The following is a 21,083-nucleotide window of genomic DNA, read 5'->3' on the forward strand; positions in this document are numbered from 1 at the left end:
CCTCGCTTAGAACTTCAGACCGCCTTCGCGGGCAGCCTCGGCCAGCGCCTTGACGCGACCGTGATACAGGAAGCCCGAGCGGTCGAATGCGACCTGCTCGATCCCGGCAGCCTTGGCGCGTTCGGCGATCAGCTTGCCGACCACTTCCGCAGCCTGTTTGTTGCCGCCATTGGGCACCTTGGCGCGGACTTCCGGCTCCACGGTGGAGGCCGAGGCCAGCACGCGCGAGCCGCAGCCGGACAGCACCTGGGCGTAGATGTGCAAATTGGAACGGAACACGGTCAGGCGAACCGCCTTCAGCTCCGCAAGCTTGGCGCGGGTTTTGCGCGCGCGGCGAAGACGAACTTGTTTTTTGTCCATGACGAACCGCCTTACTTCTTCTTGGTTTCCTTGAGCACCACCACTTCGTCCGCATAGCGGACGCCCTTGCCCTTGTAGGGTTCGGGAGCGCGGTAGGCACGCACCTCGGCAGCGACCTGGCCGACTTGCTGCTTGTCGATGCCCTTGATCACGATTTCGGTCTGCGACGGGGTTTCCACCTTCACACCGGCAGGCATCTGATGCACGACCGGATGGGAGAAACCCAGCGACAGATTGAGCTTGTCGCCCTGGGCCTGCGCACGGTAACCGACGCCGACCAGAGTGAGCTTGCGCTCGAAGCCTTTCGACACGCCAGCCACCATGTTGGCGAGCAGCGCACGGATGGTGCCGGACATGGCGCGGGCATTCACGACACCCTCGCGCGCCTTGCACAGCAGCTCCGCACCCTCGCGCTCCACGGCGACGGCGGGATGCAGCGGACGGCTGATCGAGCCCAGCGGGCCCTTCACGGCGATTTCCGCAGCGTTGATGGTCACCTCGACACCTGCAGGGATGACCACCGGGTTCTTTGCTACACGAGACATGGCATCCCCCTTAAGCGACGACGCAGAGCACTTCGCCGCCGACTCGGCTGGCGCGCGCGGCGCGGTCGGTCATCACACCCTTGGGGGTGGAGACGATGGCGACACCCAGACCATTCATCACGCGCGGCAGATCATCACTGCCCTTGTAGATGCGCAGGCCGGGACGGCTGACGCGCTCGATGCGCTCGATGACCGGACGGCCGGCGTAGTACTTCAGCTCGACATCGAGTTCGGCCTTGCCGTCGTTGTCACGCACGACGTAACCCTCGATGTAGCCTTCGCTCTTCAGCACGTTGGCAATCGCAACCTTGACCTTGGACGACGGCATCGAAACGCGCCCCTTCTGGGCTTGCTGCGCGTTGCGGATGCGGGTCAGCATATCGGCGATCGGATCGGACATACTCATATCGTTCTCTCCTTACCAGCTCGCCTTGGTCATGCCCGGCACTTCACCGCGGAAAGCGATTTCGCGCAGTTTGTTGCGGCACAGACCGAACTTGCGATACACACCACGCGGACGCCCGGTGAGGCTGCAGCGGTTGCGGGTACGCGTCGGATTGGCATTGCGCGGCAGCTGCTGAAGCTTCAGACGCGCGGCCATGCGCTCTTCTTCGGACAGCTTGGTGTCCTGGATCTGCGCGATCAGTGCGGCACGCTTGGCAGCGAACTTCGCCACCAGCTTGCGACGCTTGTCTTCGCGATTGATCAGAGCAAGTTTCGCCATATCACCCTCAATTCTTGAACGGGAACTTGAACGCGGCCAGCAGCGCACGCGCTTCCTGGTCGGTCTTGGCCGTCGTCGTGATGCTGATGTTCATCCCACGGAGCGCGTCGATCTTGTCGTACTCGATCTCCGGGAAAATGATCTGTTCCTTGACGCCCAGGTTGTAGTTGCCGCGACCGTCGAAACCCTTCGCAGCGATCCCGCGGAAGTCGCGGATACGCGGCATGGCCACGCTCACCAGGCGATCGAGGAATTCGAACATGCGCGGACCACGCAGGGTCACCATGCAGCCGATCGGATAGCCATCGCGGATCTTGAAGCCGGCGATGGACTTGCGCGCCTTGGTGGACACCGGCTTCTGACCGGCGATCTTGGTCATGTCGCCGATGGCGTTTTCCAGGATCTTCTTGTCACCGACCGCTTCGCCGACACCCATGTTCAGGGTGATCTTGCTGATGCGCGGCACTTCCATCACGGACTTGTAGCCGAACTGCTTGAGCAGCTCGGGCACCACCGCTTCCTTGTAAAACTGTTGCAAGCGAGCCATTGCCACTCCTTACGCGTCCACCAGCTCGCCGTTCGACTTGAAGAAGCGGGCCTTGCGACCATCCTCAAGCACCTTGATCCCGACGCGATCAGCCTTCTGGGACGCAGGATTGAACAGCGCGACGTTCGAAACGTGAATCGGCATCTCCTTCTCGACGATGCCACCCACATCACCCTTGAGCGGGTTCGGACGGACGTGCTTCTTGACGCGATTGACACCCTCGACCACCAGGCGCTCATCATCCACGCGACGCAGCACGGTACCGCGGCGACCGCGATCCTTGCCGGTCAGCACGACCACCTCATCACCCTTGCGGATCTTGTTCATCTCAATGACTCCTCAGAGCACTTCCGGCGCCAGCGAGACGATCTTCATGAACCGCTCGGAGCGCAGCTCGCGCGTGACCGGCCCGAAGATACGGGTACCGATCGGCTCGAGCTTGTTGTTCAGCAGCACGGCGGCGTTGCCGTCGAACTTGATCAGCGAACCGTCGGGACGACGCACGCCTTTGGCGGTACGCACCACCACGGCGTTGTAGACATCACCCTTCTTCACGCGACCGCGCGGCGCGGCATCCTTCACGGTCACCTTGATGATGTCGCCAATGCCCGCATAGCGGCGCTTGGACCCACCAAGAACCTTGATGCACATCACCGAACGCGCACCGGTGTTGTCGGCAACGTCCAGCCTGGATTGCATTTGAATCATGAATTAAATCTCCAACTTATCCCGCCTCAGCGGTCAGTCTTGGAACCCGTCCGGGCACAAGCCCCGGATGAGTTCCGGAGCAAAGACGAAAAGTATAACAGCCTGGCAATTTCTTGCCAAGCTGTTTTTACCTAGGCGTCAACGCTCAGATGACCCGCGCCTTTTCGATGACGCGCGTAACCGTCCAGGTCTTGGTACGCGAGATCGGGCGGCACTCCTCGATCTCCACCAGGTCGCCCGCGGTGGCGGCGCCGTCTTCGACGTGCGCGTGGTACTTCGCCGAGCGGGTGACGATCTTGCCGTACAGCGGATGCTTGACGCGACGCTCCACCAGCACGGTGACCGTCTTCTGCATCTTGTCGCTCACCACGCGGCCGACCAGGGCGCGGCGAACCTTTGCGCTTTCTTCACTCATTGCTGACCTGCCTTTTCACGCAGAACGGTCCGCACGCGCGCGATGTCGCGGCGCACCTTCCCGAGTTGGCTCGTGTTGCTCAGCTGCTGGGTAGCCAGTTGCATGCGCAGGGAAAACTGCGCCTTCAGCAGATCAAGCAACTCCTTGTTCAATTCATCGCCGCTCTTCGCGCGGAGTTCACTCGCCTTCATGCCTTACCCCACTTGGCGAGTGACGAACACGGTGTCGATCGGAAGCTTGGCGGCAGCAAGCCGGAAAGCTTCGCGGGCGAGCGCCTCGTCCACGCCATCCATTTCATACAGCACCTTGCCGGGCTGGATCTCGGCAACCCAGTACTCCGGGTTGCCCTTGCCGTTCCCCATCCGCACTTCGGCGGGCTTCTTGGAGATCGGCTTGTCCGGGAAGATGCGGATCCAGATGCGGCCGCCACGCTTGATGTGACGGGTCATCGCACGACGGGCAGACTCGATCTGACGGGCGGTCAGACGACCGCGGCCAGTGGCCTTCAGGCCATACTCGCCGAAGCTGACCTTCGCACCGCGCGTCGCCAGGCCGGTATTGCGGCCCTTCTGCTCCTTACGATACTTCCTACGCGTAGGCTGCAGCATCATTCACTCCTGCTTTCTTCTTGCCGGCCGCCTTCGCGACGGGCAGGACGGCGGCCCGGACGGCCATCGTCATTGCGCGGCGCGCCACGACGACCGCGGCGGTTGTCGGCTTCCGGTTCAGCGGCCACTGGCTGTTCGTTGCGGCCGAGCTGGTCGCCCTTGTACACCCACACCTTGATGCCGATGATGCCGTAGGTGGTCTTCGCTTCGGAAACGCCGTAGTCGATGTTGGCGCGCAGCGTGTGCAACGGCACGCGGCCTTCGCGGTACCACTCGGTACGGGCGATTTCGGCACCGTTCAGACGACCGGAACTCATGATCTTGATGCCCTGGGCGCCGAGACGCATGGCGTTCTGCATGGCGCGCTTCATCGCGCGGCGGAACATGATGCGCTTTTCGAGCTGCTGCGCGATCGAGTCGGCGATCAGCTTGGCGTCGATTTCCGGCTTGCGCACTTCCTCGATGTTCACATGCACCGGCACACCGATGATCTTCTGCAGCTCGCGCTTGAGCAGTTCGATATCTTCACCCTTCTTGCCGATGACCACGCCCGGACGAGCGCTGTACAGGGTGATGCGGGCGTTCTTGGCCGGACGCTCGATGACCACGCGGCCAACCGAGGCGTGCGCCAGGCGCTTCTTCAGGAAGTCGCGGACCTTCAGGTCCTCGTGCAGCATGCGCGAAAAGTCGCGCTTGGGCGCGAACCAACGGGAACCCCAGTCACGCGTGACCGCGAGGCGGAATCCGGTCGGATGGATTTTCTGACCCATGAATACTCCTTATTCCCCGACCGTCACGTAAACGTGACAAGTGGGCTTGAGGATACGGTTGCCGCGACCCTTCGCACGCGCGGTGAAGCGCTTCAGCGACATGCCTTCCTCGACATAAATGGTCTTGACCTTCAGGGCGTCGATATCGGCGCCGTCGTTGTGCTCGGCGTTGGCGATGGCCGACTCGACCACCTTGCGGATGATCTTGGCGCCCTTCTTCGGCGAGAAGGCGAGAATGCTGAGCGCCTGATCAACCGGCTTGCCCCGGACGAGATCCGCCACCAGGCGGCCCTTCTGGGCCGACAGGCGAACCCCGCGGAGAATCGCTTTGGTTTCCATGTCTTCTTACCTCTTCGCCTTCTTGCTGGCGGCGTGACCCTTGAAGGTACGGGTCAGCGCGAATTCGCCGAGCTTGTGGCCGACCATGTTCTCGGTGACGTACACCGGAATGTGCTGGCGACCGTTATGCACCGCGATGGTCAGACCGACGAAGTCGGGCAGCACCGTGGAGCGGCGGGACCAGGTCTTGATCGGGCGCTTGTCGTTACCGCCGCGGGCCGCATCCACCTTCTTGAGCAGATGCGCGTCGACGAACGGGCCTTTCTTGATTGAACGTGCCATCTCTTACCCCTTAACGCTTGTGCCGACGCTGCACGATCATGGTATCGCTGCGCTTGTTGCGGCGGGTGCGGTAACCCTTGGCCGGTTGCCCCCACGGACTGCGCGGCACACCACCTTCGCCGGTACGGCCTTCGCCGCCGCCGTGCGGGTGATCCACCGGGTTCATCGCCACACCGCGGACGGTCGGGCGAATGCCGCGCCAGCGATTCGCGCCGGCCTTGCCGATCTTGCGCAGACCGTGCTCTTCGTTGCCAACTTCACCGATGGTCGCGCGGCATTCGACGTGTACGCGGCGGATTTCACCGGAACGCAGACGCAGCTGGGCGTAGATGCCTTCGCGGGCCAGCAGCTGCACCGAGGTGCCTGCCGCACGCGCCAGCTGGGCACCCTTGCCCGGGAACATTTCCACGCAGTGGATCGTGGAACCCACCGGGATGTTGCGGATCGGCAGGGCATTGCCCGGCTTGATCGGCGCCTCGGAACCGGAAACGATCGGCTGACCGACTTCCAGACCCTTCGGGGCGATGATGTAGCGGCGCTCGCCATCTGCGTACAGCAGCAGGGCGATGTTGGCCGAACGGTTCGGGTCGTACTCGATGCGTTCGACGCGGGCCGGCACGCCATCCTTGTTGCGGCGGAAATCGACGATGCGGTAATGCTGCTTGTGACCGCCACCCTGATGACGCACGGTGATGCGACCGCCGTTGTTGCGGCCAGCGCGCTTGCTCTGCTTCTCGAGCAGGCCGGCGAACGGACGGCCCTTGTGCAGGGAAGCGTTGACCACCTTGACCATCGCGCGACGGCCGGCGGAGGTGGGCTTCAGTTTAACCAGTGCCATGATTGATCACTCCCCAGCCGCAAAGTTGATTTCTTGGCCGGGCTTGAGGCTGACGAAAGCCTTCTTCCAGTCCTTGCGGCGACCGAAGCTGCGGCCGAAGCGCTTGACCTTGCCCTTCACGTTGGCGATCTGCACGGACTCGACCTGAACCTTGAAAAGCAGTTCGACGGCGGCCTTCACTTCCGGCTTGGTCGCGTCGGACGCGACCTTGAACACCACTTGCTCGTTCTTGTCGGCGATTTGGGTCGCCTTTTCGGAGATCTGCGGGGCGAGCAGCACCTGCAGCAGACGCTCCTGGCTGAATGCACTCATTGCCACGCCTCCTCCAACTTGGCCAGCGCAGCCTTGGTGACCAGCACCTTTTCGAAGCGCACCAGCGACACCGGATCCGCTTCCTGCACCTCGAGCACGAGCACGTCGTGCAGGTTGCGGGAAGACAGGAACAGGTTCTCGTCCAGCTCATCTGTGATGACCAGCACGGAAGCCAGCCCCATGCCCTTCAGCTTCTGGGTCAGCAGCTTGGTCTTCGGCGCCTCGACGCTGAAGTTCTCGACCACCGCCAGGCGGTCTTCACGCGCCAGCTGCGACAGAATGGAGGCCACGCCCGCGCGGTACATCTTGCGGTTGACCTTCTGCGAGAAATTCTCTTCCGGGGAGCTCGGGAAGATCTTGCCGCCCCCGCGCCACAGCGGGCTGGAAGCCATACCGGCGCGCGCGCGGCCGGTACCCTTCTGGCGCCACGGCTTGCGGGTCGACTTGGCGATCTCCGCACGGCCCTTCTGCGCACGGTTGCCGGAACGGGCATTGGCCATGTAGGCGGTGACCACCTGGTGCACCAGCGCCTCGTTGAATTCGCGACCGAACAGCACGTCGGACGCCTGCAGCGTGGCCGAAGGCTGACCCTGGTCGTTCAGTAGTTTCAGTTCCATTACGCCCTCGCTCAGTTACCGGCCTTGACCGCCGGACGGACGATCACGTCGCCGCCCTTGGAGCCCGGCACCGCACCCTTGACCAGCAGCAGCTGACGCTCGGCGTCCACGCGAACCACTTCCAGGTTCTGCGTGGTGCGCATCACGTTGCCGTACTGACCCGCCATGCGCTTGCCCGGAAACACGCGACCCGGATCCTGCGCCATGCCGATGGAGCCCGGCGAGTTGTGCGAGATCGAGTTGCCGTGGGACGCACGGTTGGAGCTGAAGTTGTGACGCTTGATGGAACCGCTGAAACCCTTGCCGATCGACGTGCCGGTGATATCCACCTTCTGGCCGACGGCAAAGAGATCGACGCCGACCACGTCGCCGGCCTTCAGGCTGGCGAGCTGGGCGGCTTCGACGCGGAATTCCTTGAGCACGTGACCGGCTTCGACGCCGGCCTTGGCGAGATGTCCGGCGAGCGGCTTGTTGACGCGGCTCGCACGGCGCTTGCCAAAGGTCACCTGAACGGCGGAATAACCATCCACCTCAGGCGTCTTGATCTGGGTCACACGGTTGTTGGACACGTCCAGCACCGTCACCGGGATGGAACGACCATCCTCGGCGAAGATGCGAGTCATGCCAACCTTGCGACCGACAAGGCCTAGACTCATTTTCTTCTCCTGATCCCCGGTTGCGATTGACCGGGCCCTTACAAAATATGTGCCAAAGGCACAAAGGCCGGGATTATACCGGCCTTTTCTCTACCCCTGCAAGTCTGCGACTTACTGGAGCTTGATTTCGACGTCCACGCCAGCCGGCAGGTCCAGCTTCATCAGCGCATCGACCGTCTTGTCGGTCGGGTCGATGATGTCCATCAGGCGCTGATGGGTGCGGATCTCCATCTGATCGCGCGAGGCCTTGTTGACGTGCGGCGAACGCAGCAGGTCGAAACGCTCGATGCGGGTCGGCAGCGGAACGGGACCGCGAACCACGGCGCCGGTGCGCTTGGCGGTGTCGACGATCTCGAGGGCCGACTGGTCGATCAGGCGGTAGTCGAAGGCCTTGAGGCGAATGCGGATTTTCTGGCTTTGCATGGTTTTATCCCAAAGAGCGGGATGCGGCCGACCGGCCGCATCCATGAACGAAATTACTCGATGATCTTGGCGACGACGCCGGCGCCCACGGTACGGCCGCCTTCGCGGATCGCGAAACGCAGACCTTCTTCCATGGCGATCGGGGCGATCAGCTTCACCGTGATCGACACGTTGTCGCCTGGCATCACCATCTCCGTGCCTTCCGGCAGCGCGATCGAGCCGGTCACGTCCGTGGTACGGAAGTAGAACTGCGGACGGTAGTTGTTGAAGAACGGGGTGTGACGACCGCCTTCGTCCTTCGACAGCACGTAGATTTCGCCGGTGAAGTGGGTGTGCGGGGTGATGGAGCCCGGCTTGCACAGCACCTGGCCGCGCTCGACGTCTTCGCGCTTGGTGCCGCGCAGCAGCACGCCCACGTTGTCGCCCGCCTGGCCCTGGTCCAGCAGCTTGCGGAACATTTCCACGCCCGTGCAGGTGGTCTTCACCGTAGGCTTGATGCCGACGATTTCGATTTCCTCGCCAACCTTGACGATGCCGCGTTCCACACGACCGGTCACCACGGTGCCGCGCCCGGAGATGGAGAACACGTCTTCGATCGGCAGCAGGAAGGGCTTGTCGATGGCGCGTTCCGGGGTGGGAATGTAGCTGTCCAGCGCGGCGGCCAGTTCGAAGATCGCCGGCTCGCCGATGGGCGACTGGTCGCCTTCGAGCGCCTTCAGCGCGGAGCCCTTGACGATGGGGATGTCGTCGCCGGGGAATTCGTACTTGGAGAGCAGCTCGCGCACTTCCATTTCGACGAGTTCCAGCAGCTCTTCGTCGTCCACCATGTCGCACTTGTTCAGGAACACGATGATGTAGGGCACGCCCACCTGACGGGCCAGCAGGATGTGCTCGCGGGTCTGCGGCATCGGGCCATCCGCGGCCGAGCACACCAGGATCGCGCCGTCCATCTGCGCAGCACCCGTGATCATGTTCTTCACGTAGTCCGCGTGACCCGGGCAATCCACGTGCGCGTAGTGGCGCGTTTCGGTTTCGTATTCGACGTGGGCGGTGTTGATGGTGATCCCACGGGCCTTCTCTTCCGGCGCCGCGTCGATCTGGTCGTACGCCTTCGCCTCGCCGCCGAACTTCTTCGACAGAATCGTGGTGATCGCCGCCGTCAGCGTGGTCTTGCCATGGTCAACGTGGCCGATCGTGCCTACGTTCACGTGCGGCTTGGTCCGCTCAAACTTGCCTTTAGCCATGAGTGTATTCCTCGTCGATGCTACTGATTACTTGCGATTGTTGATGACCGCTTCGGCGACGTTCTTCGGCGCCTCGGCGTAATGCTTGAATTCCATCGAGTAGGTCGCGCGCCCCTGGGTCAGCGAACGCAGCGAGGTGGCATAGCCGAACATTTCGGCCAGCGGCACTTCGGCCTTGATTTCCTTCATGCCGCCGGGAATGTCGTCCATGCCCTGGACGATGCCGCGACGACCCGACAGGTCGCCCATGACGTTGCCCATGTAGTCTTCCGGGGTCTCGACCACCACCGCCATCATCGGCTCCAGCAGCACCGGGCTGGCGCGCCGCATGGCTTCCTTGAAGGCCATGGAACCGGCCATCTTGAAGGCGTTTTCGTTCGAGTCCACATCGTGGTAGGAGCCGAATTGCAGGGTGACCTTGACGTCCACCACCGGGAAGCCGGCCAGTACGCCGTTCGGCAGGGTGTCCTGGATGCCCTTGTCCACCGCCGGGATGTACTCGCGCGGCACCACGCCGCCCTTGATGGCGTCGACGAACTCGTAGCCCTTGCCCTGCTCGGACGGCTCCAGGTTGATGACCACGTGACCGTACTGACCGCGGCCGCCGGACTGCTTGACGAACTTGCCTTCCACGTCGGTGACCGACTTGCGGATGGTTTCGCGGTAGGCCACTTGCGGCGCACCCACGTTGGCTTCGACGTTGAACTCGCGCTTCATGCGGTCGACGATGATCTCCAGGTGCAGCTCGCCCATGCCGGAGATGATGGTCTGGCCGGACTCCTCGTCGGTGCGCACGCGGAAGGACGGATCCTCCGCCGCCAGGCGCGACAGGGCGATGCCCATCTTTTCCTGGTCGCTCTTGGTCTTCGGCTCGACGGCGACGTGGATCACCGGCTCCGGGAAGACCATGCGTTCGAGGATGATCGGCGCACTCACGTCGCACAGGGTTTCGCCCGTGGTCACTTCCTTCAGGCCGACCACGGCGGCGATGTCGCCCGCCAGCACTTCCTTGATTTCCTGACGCTCGTTGGCATGCATCTGCAGGATGCGGCCGATGCGCTCCTTCTTGCCCTTGACCGAGTTCAGCACAGTGGAGCCGGACTCCAGCACGCCGGAGTACACACGCACGAAGGTCAGCTGGCCGACGAAGGGGTCGGTCATCAGCTTGAACGCCAGCGCGGAGAACTTCTCGCTGTCGTCGGCCTTGCGGGAGACTTCCTTCTCGTCCTCGTCGGTGCCCTGCACCGGCGGGATGTCGATCGGCGACGGCAGGAACTCGACCACGGCATCCAGCATGCGCTGCACGCCCTTGTTCTTGAACGCGGTGCCGCACAGCATGGGCTGGATCTCACACGCGATGGTGCGCAGACGCAGACCCTGCTTGATCTTGTCTTCGTCCAGGTCGCCGTTCTCGAGGTAGTCGTTCATCAGTTCCTCGGACGCCTCGGCAGCCGCCTCGACCATCTGTTCGCGCCACTTTTGGGCATCCTCCTGCAGTTCGGCGGGGATGTCCTTGTAGTCGAACTTCATGCCCTGGCTGGCCTCGTCCCAGATGATCGCCTTCATCTTGATGAGGTCGACCACGCCGGAGAAGCTGTCCTCGGCGCCGATGGGAATCACGATGGGCACAGGATTGGCCTGCAGGCGCACCCGCATCTGCTCATAGACCTTGAAGAAGTTGGCACCGGAACGGTCCATCTTGTTCACGAAGGCCAGGCGCGGCACCTTGTACTTGGTGGCCTGACGCCACACGGTCTCGGACTGCGGCTGCACGCCGCCCACGGCGCAATACACCATGCAGGCGCCGTCCAGCACGCGCATGGAGCGCTCCACCTCGATGGTGAAGTCCACGTGCCCCGGGGTGTCGATGATGTTGAAGCGGTACTCCGGGAAGGACATGTCCATGCCCTTCCAGAAGCAGGTGGTGGCCGCGGAGGTGATGGTGATACCGCGCTCCTGCTCCTGCTCCATCCAGTCCATGGTGGCCGCGCCATCGTGCACTTCACCGATCTTGTGGTTCACACCGGTGTAGAAGAGGATGCGCTCGGTCGTGGTGGTCTTGCCGGCGTCGATGTGAGCGGAGATACCGATGTTGCGGTAACGCTCGATGGGTGTCTTGCGAGCCACGGTGTATTCCTGCCTTTCCTGAATCGCGCGCAGCGCGATTGTTGAAGTGTTGCGTTACAAAACAATCGAGCCCTTCTCAGGGCTCGAATCACTACCGGTACGAGAGATCAGAACCGGTAGTGGGAGAACGCCTTGTTGGCTTCCGCCATGCGGTGCACTTCCTCGCGCTTCTTCATCGCGGCGCCGCGACCTTCCGCAGCCTCGAGCAACTCGCCAGCCAGGCGCTGGGCCATGGACTTCTCGGCGCGCTTGCGCGCCGCTTCGCGCAGCCAGCGCATGGACAGCGCCATGCGGCGGGAGGGGCGCACTTCCACCGGCACCTGGTAGTTGGCACCGCCGACGCGGCGGCTCTTCACTTCGACCACCGGCTTCACGTTGGCGACCGCGGCGGAGAACACTTCCAGCGGATCCTTGCCGGCCTTGGTGGTGATCTGCGCGAACGCGCCATACACGATGCGCTCGGCCACCGACTTCTTGCCGGCCTGCATGATCACGTTGATGAACTTGGAAACATCCTGCGAACCGAACTTGGGATCGGCCAGGATTTCGCGCTTGGGTACTTCGCGGCGACGTGGCATGACAACCTCTGCTTATTTATGTAGTGCCGACAATCAGGCTTTCTTCGGACGCTTGGCGCCGTACTTGGAGCGCGACTGCTTCCGGTCCTTGACGCCCTGCAGATCGAGGGAGCCGCGCACGATGTGGTAACGCACACCCGGCAAGTCCTTCACACGACCACCGCGGATCAGCACCACCGAGTGCTCCTGCAGGTTGTGGCCTTCGCCACCGATGTAGGAGATGACCTCGAAACCGTTGGTCAGGCGAACCTTGGCGACCTTCCGCAGCGCGGAGTTCGGCTTCTTCGGGGTGGTGGTGTACACGCGGGTGCACACGCCGCGCCGTTGCGGGCACGCTTCCAGGGCCGGCACCTTGCTCTTGGTGACGGCGATTTGCCGCGGCTTGCGGACAAGCTGATTGATTGTTGGCATAGCTTGAGAATTTCCCAAAAAACCGAGGCGGCCAACCATGGCCACCTCGGGCGGTTTATTCCGGCTCGGAACCGACTACGATTGGTCAGTCCACAAAAAGAGGCCGGATTTTAGTTCATCTTGAATCGCGGCGTCAACTGGCTTCCGCGTCCCGCCCTTCGACCGCGGTCGTTTCCTCCACGGGCGTCCAGGCATGCTCGGCGGCCAGATCCTCGCCCTCCTCCTGCGCGCGGCGGTTGCGGTGATAGGCCAGACCGGTCCCCGCCGGGATCAGGCGGCCGACGATGACGTTTTCCTTCAGGCCGCGCAGTTCGTCGCGCTTGCCCATGATCGCCGCCTCGGTCAGCACGCGGGTGGTTTCCTGGAAGGACGCCGCGGAGATGAACGAGTCGGTGGACAGCGAGGCCTTGGTGATGCCCAGCAGCACGTTTTCGTACTGCGCCGGCAGCTTGCCTTCGGCTTCCATGCGGTCGTTCTCGTCCAGCACCTCGGAACGCTCCACCTGTTCCTCGCGGATGAACTTGGTGTCGCCCGGATCGGTGATGACCACGCGGCGCAGCATCTGGCGGACGATCACCTCGATGTGCTTGTCGTTGATCTTCACGCCCTGCAGACGATAGACGTCCTGCACTTCGTCGATGATGTAGTGGGCCAGCGCCTCGATGCCTTGCAGGCGTAGGATGTCGTGCGGATCGGCCGGGCCGTCCACGATCAACTCGCCCTTGTTCACCACCTGGCCGTCGTGCACCATCAGGTGCTTGTCCTTGGGGATCAGGAATTCGTGCACCTGGCCGTCCGGCTCGGTGATCACCAGGCGCTGCTTGCCCTTGGTGTCCTTGCCGAACGACACGGTGCCGGTGTACTCGGCCAGCAGGCCGGCGTCCTTCGGCGAACGCGCTTCGAACAGCTCGGCCACGCGCGGCAGACCGCCGGTGATGTCGCGGGTCTTGGCGGATTCCTGCGGGATGCGCGCGAGCACGTCGCCCACGCCGACCTGCTGGCCGTCCTTGACGGTGATCAGCGAGCCGACCTGGAAGGTGATCGCCACCGCGTGGTCGGTGCCGGCGATCTTCATCTCCTCGCCGTTCTCGTCGAACAGCTTCACCTGCGGACGCACGCCCTTGGCGGTGGAGGAGCTGGAGCGGCGCTTGGCATCGATGACCACCAGCGTGGACAGACCGGTGACCTCGTCGATCTGCTTGGCGACGGTGACGCCTTCCTCGACGTTCTCGAATTTCACCGTACCGGCGTACTCGGTGATGATCGGACGGGTGTGCGGATCCCAGCTGGCCAGCTGGGTGCCCGCCTTGATGGCGACACCGTCGTCGACCAGCAGGGTGGCGCCGTAGGGCAGTTTATGGCGTTCGCGCTCGCGGCCCATGTCGTCGGCGACGACCACTTCGGCCGAACGCGCGATGACCACCTTCTCACCCTTGACGTTGGCGACGTAGCGCATGTTGCCGGCGAAGCGCACGGTACCGGCCGACTTGGCCTCGACGCCGCTGGCGGCAGCGGCACGGGAGGCCGCACCACCGACGTGGAAGGTGCGCATGGTGAGCTGGGTGCCCGGTTCGCCGATCGACTGGGCGGCGATCACGCCGACCGCCTCGCCGGCGTTCACCTGGCTGCCGCGGCCCAGATCGCGGCCATAGCACTTGGCGCACAGGCCGTAGCGGGTTTCGCAGGTCAGCGGGGTGCGCACCTTGACTTCGTCGATGCCCAGACTTTCGATCTGATCCACCCAGTCTTCGTCGAGCAGCGTGCCGGCCTCGATCAGCGTTTCCTGGGTATCCGGATTGACCACGTCCTCGGCGCACACACGGCCGAGGATGCGCTCGCGCAGCGGTTCGACCACTTCGCCGCCCTCGATCAGCGCCTTCATGTTGAAGCCGTCGCGGGTGCCGCAGTCGTCCTCGATGACCACCAGATCCTGGGTCACGTCCACCAGACGGCGGGTCAGGTAACCGGAGTTCGCGGTCTTCAGCGCCGTATCCGCCAGACCCTTACGGGCACCGTGGGTGGAGATGAAGTACTGCAGAACGTTGAGGCCTTCACGGAAGTTCGTGGTGATCGGCGTCTCGATGATGGAGCCGTCCGGCTTGGCCATCAGGCCGCGCATGCCGGCCAGCTGGCGGATCTGCGCGGCGGAACCGCGGGCGCCCGAGTCGGCCATCATGTAGATGGAGTTGAAGGATTCCTGCTTGGCTTCCTTGCCTTCGCGGTTCACCACGGCTTCGTGGCCGAGCTGCTCCATCATCGCCTTGGCCACCTGGTCGCCGCAGCGACCCCAGATGTCCACGACCTTGTTGTAGCGTTCGCCGTCGGTCACCAGACCGGAGGTGTACTGCTGGGCGATTTCCTTGACCTCGGCCTCGGCGGCGCGGATCAGCTCATCCTTGAGCTTGGGCACCAGCATGTCCTTGACCGCGATGGAGATGCCCGCGCGGGTCGCCAGCGCATAGCCGAACTGCATCAGCTTGTCGGCGAAGATCACCGTGGCGCGCAGCCCGCAGCGGCGGAAGGAGGCGTTGATGAGGCGGGAGATTTCCTTCTTCTTCAGCGGCTTGTCGATGACGCTGAAGGGCAGCCCCGGCGGCAGGATTTCCGACAGGATGGCGCGGCCCGCGGTGGTGTCGTAGCGGGTGATCTTCTCGCGGTGCTCGCCCTCGGCGGTCACCTCGATTTCCTTCAGGCGCACGGTGACGCGCGCGTGCAGGCTGATCTGCTTGGATTCGTAGGCGCGCTTGATCTCGCCCACGTCGGTGAACAGCATGCCCTCGCCCGGCGCATTCACGCCTTCGCGGGTAGCGTAGTACAGGCCGAGCACGATGTCCTGCGAGGGCACGATGATCGGCTCGCCGTTGGCCGGCGACAGCACGTTGTTGGAGGCCAGCATCAGGGTGCGGGCTTCCATCTGCGCTTCCAGCGACAGGGGCACGTGGACCGCCATCTGGTCACCGTCGAAGTCGGCGTTGAAAGCCACGCAGACCAGCGGATGCAGCTGGATGGCCTTGCCTTCGATCAGCACCGGCTCGAAGGCCTGGATGCCCAGACGGTGCAGCGTCGGCGCGCGGTTCAGCATCACCGGATGCTCGCGGATGACTTCTTCCAGGATGTCCCACACCACGGGTTCCTGGGATTCCACCATCTTCTTGGCCTGCTTGATGGTCGTCGCCAGACCCATCAGTTCGAGCTTGTTGAAGATGAAGGGCTTGAACAGTTCCAGCGCCATCAACTTGGGCAGGCCGCACTGGTGCAGCTTGAGCTGCGGGCCCACGACGATGACCGAACGGCCCGAGTAGTCCACGCGCTTGCCGAGCAGGTTCTGGCGGAAGCGGCCGCCCTTGCCCTTGATCATGTCGGCCAGGGACTTCAACGGGCGCTTGTTGGCGCCGGTCATAGCCTTGCCGCGGCGGCCGTTGTCGAGCAGCGAATCGACGGCTTCCTGCAGCATGCGCTTTTCGTTGCGCACGATGATTTCCGGCGCCTTCAGTTCCAGCAGGCGCTTCAGGCGGTTGTTGCGGTTGATGACCCGGCGGTACAGGTCATTCAGGTCGGAGGTGGCGAAGCGGCCACCGTCCAGCGGCACCAACGGACGCAGGTCCGGCGGCAGCACCGGCAGCACTTCGAGGATCATCCATTCCGGCTTGATGCCGGATTGCTGGAAGGCCTCCAGCACCTTCAGGCGCTTGGAGAACTTCTTGATCTTGGCTTCGGAGTTGGTGGTTTCCAGCTCGCCGCGCAGCTTCTCGATTTCCAGGTTGACATTGAGCGACCCGAGCAGGGCTCGGATGCCCTCGGCGCCCATCACGGCGTCGAAGTCGTCACCATACTCCTCGACCTTGGCGAGGTAGTCGTCCTCGGTGAGCAGCTGAGCGCGGTTGAGCGGGGTCATGCCCGGCTCGACCACCACGAAGGCTTCGAAGTACAGCACACGCTCGATGTCGCGCAGGGTCATGTCGAGCACCATGCCGAGACGGCTGGGCAGGCTCTTCAGGAACCAGATGTGGGCGACCGGGCTGGCCAGTTCGATGTGGCCCATGCGCTCGCGGCGCACCTTGGACAGGGTGACCTCGACGCCGCACTTCTCGCAGATCACGCCGCGGTGCTTGAGGCGCTTGTACTTGCCGCACAGGCACTCGTAGTCCTTCACCGGCCCGAAGATCTTGGCGCAGAACAGGCCGTCGCGCTCGGGCTTGAAGGTACGGTAGTTGATGGTCTCGGGTTTCTTGACCTCACCATAGGACCAGGAACGGACCTTGTCCGGCGAGGCCAGGCCGATGGTGATGGCGTCGAACTCTTCCTCGTTCGGCAAGGTTTGCTTGAACAGATCGGCGAGCAAGCTCTTCATCAATATCTCCAGCGAGGAGTGGGGCCGGGCCGGCGGCAGGAAACGCGCAGCGCCTCCAACCGCCGGCCCGTGGCCGGATTCTTAGTAGCGGTCCAGGTCGATGTCGATCGCCAGGGAGCGGATTTCCTTCACCAGCACATTGAAGGATTCCGGCATGCCGGCATCGATCTTGTGCTCGCCCTTGACGATGTTCTCGTACACCTTGGTCCGGCCAGTCACGTCATCCGACTTGACGGTCAGCATTTCCTGCAGCGTGTAGGCCGCGCCGTAGGCTTCCAGCGCCCACACTTCCATTTCACCGAAGCGCTGGCCGCCGAACTGCGCCTTGCCGCCCAGCGGCTGCTGGGTGACCAGGGAGTACGGACCGGTGGAACGCGCGTGCATCTTGTCGTCCACCAGGTGGTGCAGCTTCAGCACGTGCTTGTAGCCCACGGTGACCTTGCGCTCGAAGGCTTCGCCGGTGCGCCCGTCGTACAGGGTGACCTGGCCGCCGACCGGCAGGCCGGCCAGTTCCAGCATCCTCTCGATCTCGGACTCCTTGGCACCGTCGAACACCGGCGAGGCGAACGGCACGCCCTTGGACAGGTTGGAGGCCAGCTCCAGCACCTCGCCGTCGCTCAGAGCACCGATTTCCTCGGGGGTTCCGGTCTCGTTGTAGATCTGGCCGAGCAGCGCGCGCACTTCCTCGGTGGCGGCCTGGGCGCGCAGCATGCGGTCGATCTTGTTGCCGAGGCCCTTGGCGGCCCAGCCCAGGTGGGTTTCGAGGATCTGGCCGATGTTCATCCGCGACGGCACGCCGAGCGGGTTGAGCACGATGTCCACCGGGGTACCGTCTTCCATGTACGGCATGTCCTCGACCGGCACGATGCGCGACACCACGCCCTTGTTGCCGTGGCGGCCGGCCATCTTGTCGCCGGGCTGCAGGCGGCGCTTCACGGCCAGATACACCTTGACCATCTTCTGCACGCCCGGGGGCAGTTCGTCGCCCTGGGTGAGCTTCTTCTTCTTGATCTCGAAGGCACTGTCGAAGTCCTTGCGGGTCTTCTCCAGACCTTCGCGCACGGCTTCCAGCTGGGCGGCGAGGTCCTCGTTGGCCATGCGGATGTCGAACCAGTGGTAGGGCTCGAGCTGATCCAGGTAGGCGTCGGAGATTTCCGTGCCCTTGGCCAGCTTCTTCGGCCCGCCGTTGGCCTTCTGGCCGACGATCTGGCGGCGCAGACGGGCGAAGGCGTCGCGTTCGACGATGCGCATCTGGTCGGCCAGGTCGGTCTTGAAGCCGCGCAGCATGTCGTCGATGATCGACTGGGCGCGCTTGTCGCGTTCGATGCCCTCGCGGGTGAACACCTGCACGTCGATGACGGTGCCGACCATGCCGGCGGGCACGCGCAGCGAGGTGTCCTTCACGTCGGAGGCCTTCTCGCCGAAGATCGCGCGCAGCAGCTTCTCTTCCGGAGTCAGCTGGGTTTCGCCCTTCGGGGTCACCTTGCCGACCAGCACGTCGCCGGCCTCGACCTCCGCACCGATGTAGACGATGCCGGACTCGTCCAGGCGGCCCAGTTGGGCTTCACCCAGCGAGGCGATGTCGCGGGTGATTTCCTCGGGCCCCAGCTTGGTATCGCGGGCGACCACGGTGAGTTCCTCGATGTGGATCGAGGTGAAGCGGTCTTCGGCCACCACGCGTTCGGAGATCAGGATCGAGTCTTCGAAGTTGTAGCCGTTCCACGGCATAAAGGCCACCAGCATGTTCTGGCCCAGGGCCAGTTCGCCCAGGTCGGTGGAGGCGCCGTCGGCCACCACGTCGCCCTTGGCGATCTTGTCGCCGACCTTGACGATCGGGCGCTGGTTGATGTTGGTGTTCTGGTTGGAACGCGAGTACTTGATCAGGTTGTAGATGTCGACGCCGACCTGGCCGGCCTCGTTTTCATCGTCATTGACCCGAACCACGATGCGGCTGGAATCCACGTAGTCCACCACCCCGCCGCGCAGGGCCTGCACCGCGGTGCCGGAGTCCACCGCCACGGTGCGCTCGATGCCGGTGCCGACCAGCGGCTTTTCCGGGCGCAGGCAGGGCACGGCCTGGCGCTGCATGTTGGCGCCCATCAGCGCGCGGTTGGCGTCGTCGTGCTCCAGGAAGGGGATCAGCGAGGCTGCCACCGAGACGATCTGGCCCGGCGCCACGTCCATGTACTGCACCTGGTCGGCGGTCGCCAGCATGAACTCGCCCTTGTGGCGGCAGCTCACCAGTTCGCCGGCCAGCGTGCCGTTCTCGGCGATCTCGGCGTTGGCCTGGGCGATCACGTACTGGCCTTCCTCGATGGCGGAGAGGAAGTCGATCTGATCGGTGACCACACCGTCGTTCACCTTGCGGTACGGCGTCTCCAGGAAGCCGTGGCGGTTGGTGCGCGCATACACGGCCAGCGAGTTGATCAGGCCGATGTTCGGGCCTTCCGGCGTCTCGATCGGGCACACGCGGCCGTAGTGGGTCGGGTGTACGTCGCGAACCTCGAAGCCGGCGCGCTCGCGGGTCAGACCGCCCGGCCCCAGCGCGGAGACGCGGCGCTTGTGGGTGATCTCGGACAGCGGGTTGGTCTGGTCCATGAACTGCGACAACTGGCTGGAGCCGAAGAACTCCTTGATCGCTGCCGAGATCGGCTTGGCGTTGATCAGGTCGTGCGGCATCAGGTTGTCGGATTCGGCCTGGCTCAAACGCTCCTTGACGGCGCGCTCGACGCGCACCAAGCCGGCGCGGAACTGGTTCTCGGCCAGTTCGCCCACCGAACGCACGCGGCGGTTGCCCAGGTGGTCGATGTCGTCGATCTCGCCGCGGCCGTTGCGCAGCTCCACCAGCACGCCGATGACCGCCAGGATGTCCTCGTTGGACAGCGTGCCGGCGCCTTCCTCGCCACGCGGGCCGACGCCCTGGTGGAAGCGCTTCAGCCACTCGGGCGCCTTGTCCTCGACCTTCTCGGGATAGGCGCGGCGGTTGAACTTCATGCGGCCGACGGACGACAGATCGTAGCGCTCCTCGGCATAGAACAGGCCCTGGAACAGCGCTTCCACGGCATCCTCGGTGGGCGGCTCGCCCGGACGCATCATGCGGTAGATGGCGACCCTGGCGGCCCACTGGTCGGCGGTCTCGTCGATGCGCAGCGTGGAGGAGATGTAGGCACCGCGGTCCAGATCGTTCACGTACAGGGTCTGGATGTCGCGCACGCCGGCCTCGCGCAGCTTGGCCAGCAGTTCCTCGGTGATCTCGTCGTTGGCGCGCGCGATCAGCTCGCCGGTTTCGGCGTCCACCACGTTGCGCGCCAGGATGCGGCCCACCAGGAAGTCTTCCGGCACCGCCATGCGGGTCACGCCGGCCTGGTCCAGCTCGCGGATGTGCTTGGCGGTGATGCGCTTGTCACGCGCGACGATCGGCTTGCCATCCGGCGCGGTGATGTCGAAGCGCGCCACTTCGCCGCGCAGGCGGTCGGGCACCAGGGTGAACTGCACCGTCTCGGCGGACAGGTGGAAATCGTCGAAATCGTGGAAGGTTTCGAGGATCTCTTCCGGCGTCATGCCGATGGCGCGCAACAGGATGGTCACCGGCATCTTGCGGCGACGGTCCACGCGGAAGTACAGGTAGTCCTTCGGATCGAACTCGAAGTCCAGCCAGGAACCGCGGTAGGGGATGATGCGCGCGGAGAACAGCAGCTTGCCCGAGGAGTGGGTCTTGCCGCGGTCGTGCTCGAAGAACACCCCCGGCGAACGGTGCAGCTGGGAGACGATGACCCGCTCGGTACCGTTGATGACGAAGGAGCCGGTGGTGGTCATGAGCGGAATCTCGCCCATGTACACTTCCTGCTCCTTCACTTCCTTGATGGTTTCCTTGGGCGCGTCGCGATCCATGATCACCAGGCGCACGCGGGCACGCAACGGCGAGGCGAAGGTCAGGCCGCGCTGCTGGCACTCCTTCACGTCGAAGGCGGGCTCGCCCAGCATGTACTGGACGAATTCGAGGCGCGCGTTGCCGCTGTGGCTGACGATCGGGAAGATCGACGTGAACGCGGCCTGCAGACCCTGGTTGACTCGGGACTCCGGAGGCGTTTCGGCCTGCAGGAAGGAGGCAAACGACTCGATCTGGGTGGCGAGCAGGAAAGGCACGTCCAGCACGGCCGCGCGCTTGGCGAAGCTCTTGCGGATACGCTTCTTTTCGGTGTAGGAATACGCCATGGATGCTCCGGGT

At 63.9% G+C, this 21,083-nt stretch carries 24 protein-coding genes; all 24 read right to left on the minus strand.

The genetic code is table 11. The features are described from left to right. Window positions 1-6 precede the first annotated feature (6 nt). The 24 genes from rplR to rpoB all read right to left on the minus strand — a co-directional run bounded on the left by rplR (window position 7) and on the right by rpoB (window position 21,070). Entirely contained in the window at window positions 7-360 is a 354-nt protein-coding gene (gene rplR, locus E6C76_RS15040) for a 50S ribosomal protein L18 (RefSeq protein WP_136349051.1), read from the minus strand. 11 nt (window positions 361-371) lie between these two features. Then, entirely contained in the window at window positions 372-905 is a 534-nt protein-coding gene (gene rplF / locus E6C76_RS15045) for a 50S ribosomal protein L6 (protein WP_136349052.1), read from the minus strand. A gap of 10 nt (window positions 906-915) precedes the next feature. Continuing rightward, complete coding sequence (rpsH, locus tag E6C76_RS15050) at window positions 916-1,311, minus strand: 30S ribosomal protein S8 (protein ID WP_136349053.1); 396 nt, start codon at window positions 1,309-1,311, stop codon at window positions 916-918. A gap of 12 nt (window positions 1,312-1,323) precedes the next feature. Further along, window positions 1,324-1,629, minus strand: coding sequence for a 30S ribosomal protein S14 (rpsN, locus tag E6C76_RS15055; protein ID WP_136349054.1), 306 nt, complete (start codon window positions 1,627-1,629; stop codon window positions 1,324-1,326). A 7-nt stretch (window positions 1,630-1,636) separates the two neighbouring features. Beyond that, window positions 1,637-2,176, minus strand: coding sequence for a 50S ribosomal protein L5 (gene rplE / locus E6C76_RS15060; RefSeq protein ID WP_136349055.1), 540 nt, complete (start codon window positions 2,174-2,176; stop codon window positions 1,637-1,639). 9 nt (window positions 2,177-2,185) lie between these two features. Continuing rightward, a complete protein-coding gene (rplX, locus tag E6C76_RS15065; protein ID WP_136349056.1) occupies window positions 2,186-2,503 on the minus strand; it encodes a 50S ribosomal protein L24 in 318 nt (105 codons plus the stop codon). A 12-nt stretch (window positions 2,504-2,515) separates the two neighbouring features. Beyond that, on the minus strand, window positions 2,516-2,884 hold the full coding sequence (gene rplN / locus E6C76_RS15070) for a 50S ribosomal protein L14 (RefSeq protein WP_114649074.1): 369 nt from the start codon (window positions 2,882-2,884) through the stop codon (window positions 2,516-2,518). 145 nt (window positions 2,885-3,029) lie between these two features. Continuing rightward, on the minus strand, window positions 3,030-3,299 hold the full coding sequence (gene rpsQ, locus E6C76_RS15075; protein ID WP_136349057.1) for a 30S ribosomal protein S17: 270 nt from the start codon (window positions 3,297-3,299) through the stop codon (window positions 3,030-3,032). After that, complete coding sequence (gene rpmC / locus E6C76_RS15080) at window positions 3,296-3,490, minus strand: 50S ribosomal protein L29 (RefSeq protein WP_136349058.1); 195 nt, start codon at window positions 3,488-3,490, stop codon at window positions 3,296-3,298. Before rpmC ends, rpsQ begins: the two co-directional genes overlap by 4 nt. Before the next feature lie 3 nt (window positions 3,491-3,493). Then, complete coding sequence (gene rplP, locus E6C76_RS15085) at window positions 3,494-3,907, minus strand: 50S ribosomal protein L16 (protein ID WP_136349247.1); 414 nt, start codon at window positions 3,905-3,907, stop codon at window positions 3,494-3,496. After that, the gene (gene rpsC, locus E6C76_RS15090; protein WP_136349059.1) at window positions 3,907-4,677 is read right to left on the minus strand and encodes a 30S ribosomal protein S3; all 771 of its coding nucleotides are present in this window, start codon (window positions 4,675-4,677) and stop codon (window positions 3,907-3,909) included. Before rpsC ends, rplP begins: the two co-directional genes overlap by 1 nt. A gap of 9 nt (window positions 4,678-4,686) precedes the next feature. Next, entirely contained in the window at window positions 4,687-5,016 is a 330-nt protein-coding gene (gene rplV / locus E6C76_RS15095) for a 50S ribosomal protein L22 (protein WP_136349060.1), read from the minus strand. A 6-nt stretch (window positions 5,017-5,022) separates the two neighbouring features. Then, the gene (gene rpsS / locus E6C76_RS15100) at window positions 5,023-5,298 is read right to left on the minus strand and encodes a 30S ribosomal protein S19 (protein ID WP_136349061.1); all 276 of its coding nucleotides are present in this window, start codon (window positions 5,296-5,298) and stop codon (window positions 5,023-5,025) included. A 10-nt stretch (window positions 5,299-5,308) separates the two neighbouring features. Further along, on the minus strand, window positions 5,309-6,136 hold the full coding sequence (rplB, locus tag E6C76_RS15105; protein ID WP_136349062.1) for a 50S ribosomal protein L2: 828 nt from the start codon (window positions 6,134-6,136) through the stop codon (window positions 5,309-5,311). 6 nt (window positions 6,137-6,142) lie between these two features. Next, window positions 6,143-6,448 carry a 50S ribosomal protein L23 gene (gene rplW / locus E6C76_RS15110; protein ID WP_136349063.1) on the minus strand — a complete coding sequence of 102 codons (306 nt, stop codon included), beginning with the start codon at window positions 6,446-6,448 and terminating at the stop codon, window positions 6,143-6,145. After that, window positions 6,445-7,065, minus strand: a complete 621-nt coding sequence (rplD, locus tag E6C76_RS15115; protein WP_136349064.1) for a 50S ribosomal protein L4 — start codon at window positions 7,063-7,065, stop codon at window positions 6,445-6,447. Before rplD ends, rplW begins: the two co-directional genes overlap by 4 nt. 11 nt (window positions 7,066-7,076) lie before the next feature. Then, window positions 7,077-7,721, minus strand: coding sequence for a 50S ribosomal protein L3 (rplC, locus tag E6C76_RS15120; RefSeq protein ID WP_136349065.1), 645 nt, complete (start codon window positions 7,719-7,721; stop codon window positions 7,077-7,079). Window positions 7,722-7,832: 111 nt separating this feature from the next. Then, a complete protein-coding gene (rpsJ, locus tag E6C76_RS15125) occupies window positions 7,833-8,144 on the minus strand; it encodes a 30S ribosomal protein S10 (protein WP_107494444.1) in 312 nt (103 codons plus the stop codon). A 53-nt stretch (window positions 8,145-8,197) separates the two neighbouring features. Continuing rightward, window positions 8,198-9,388, minus strand: coding sequence for an elongation factor Tu (tuf, locus tag E6C76_RS15130; protein ID WP_136349066.1), 1,191 nt, complete (start codon window positions 9,386-9,388; stop codon window positions 8,198-8,200). A gap of 27 nt (window positions 9,389-9,415) precedes the next feature. After that, entirely contained in the window at window positions 9,416-11,515 is a 2,100-nt protein-coding gene (fusA, locus tag E6C76_RS15135; protein ID WP_136349067.1) for an elongation factor G, read from the minus strand. 107 nt (window positions 11,516-11,622) lie between these two features. After that, window positions 11,623-12,093 carry a 30S ribosomal protein S7 gene (gene rpsG / locus E6C76_RS15140; RefSeq protein WP_136349068.1) on the minus strand — a complete coding sequence of 157 codons (471 nt, stop codon included), beginning with the start codon at window positions 12,091-12,093 and terminating at the stop codon, window positions 11,623-11,625. 33 nt (window positions 12,094-12,126) lie between these two features. Next, on the minus strand, window positions 12,127-12,504 hold the full coding sequence (gene rpsL, locus E6C76_RS15145) for a 30S ribosomal protein S12 (protein ID WP_136349069.1): 378 nt from the start codon (window positions 12,502-12,504) through the stop codon (window positions 12,127-12,129). Between the two features lie 133 nt (window positions 12,505-12,637). Continuing rightward, the gene (rpoC, locus tag E6C76_RS15150; RefSeq protein WP_136349070.1) at window positions 12,638-16,855 is read right to left on the minus strand and encodes a DNA-directed RNA polymerase subunit beta'; all 4,218 of its coding nucleotides are present in this window, start codon (window positions 16,853-16,855) and stop codon (window positions 12,638-12,640) included. 81 nt (window positions 16,856-16,936) lie between these two features. After that, window positions 16,937-21,070: a DNA-directed RNA polymerase subunit beta gene (rpoB, locus tag E6C76_RS15155; protein ID WP_136349071.1), complete on the minus strand. Its 4,134-nt coding sequence runs from the start codon at window positions 21,068-21,070 to the stop codon at window positions 16,937-16,939. Window positions 21,071-21,083: the final 13 nt, after the last annotated feature.

It is taken from the genome of Pseudothauera nasutitermitis (genome assembly GCF_004801295.1).
In the GTDB taxonomy this organism is placed as follows: Bacteria; Pseudomonadota; Gammaproteobacteria; order Burkholderiales; family Rhodocyclaceae; genus Pseudothauera; species Pseudothauera nasutitermitis.